This window comes from Bradyrhizobium sp. Unk1, assembly GCF_059512345.1.
The window spans coordinates 1-581 of sequence record NZ_JCAMOP010000217.1 but is presented as its reverse complement, the minus strand read 5'-3'; the positions used below and the strand labels follow the sequence as shown (position 1 = coordinate 581).

Annotated in this window: 1 protein-coding gene; it reads left to right on the top strand. The window is 62.8% G+C overall.

All coding sequences use genetic code 11. The annotated features are described in order from the left end of the window. The coding region (locus AC5ZFO_RS48210) for an IS66 family transposase (protein WP_496124298.1) at positions 1–581 on the top strand (581 nt) is incomplete at both ends.

Sequence of the window (581 nt, the reverse complement as noted above, 5' to 3'; positions counted from 1 at the left end):
GAAAAGCTGGACGCTGATCAGCTCCAGCTTGTTCTGGAGGATATCGATCAGGCCGTCGCGGCTCTCGAAGCAGCCGAGGATCGTGCCAATCCCAGAGCCCGCGAGAAGAGAACTGCCAAGCGCAGGGCCAACCGTGGTCAGCTTCCGGAGCATTTGCCGCGCATCATCGAGACCCTGATGCCCGCTGCAACCTGCTGTCCGTGCTGCAAAGGCGATCTCTTTGAGATCGGCCACGATGAGAGCCAGAGGCTGGACGTCGTGCCGGCGCAGTATCGCGTCATCGTCACCCGCCGGCCCAGACTGGCCTGCCGCGCCTGTCATGGCGTCGTCCTCCAGCACGCCGCGCCCGAGCGACTGATCAGGGGAGGATTGCCCACCGAGCGACTGGTCGCGCATGTCATCGATGCCAAGTATCATTGGCATTTGCCGCTTTACCGCCAAGCGCAGATGCTGGCGACGCACGGTATCGCCATCGACCGTTCCACGCTCGCCTTCTGGGTCGGCTATGCCGCCCAGGAATTGAAGCCCTTGTGGCATCGTCTGCGCCAGCTTCTGCTCGCCTCTTCGAAGCTCTGTGTCGA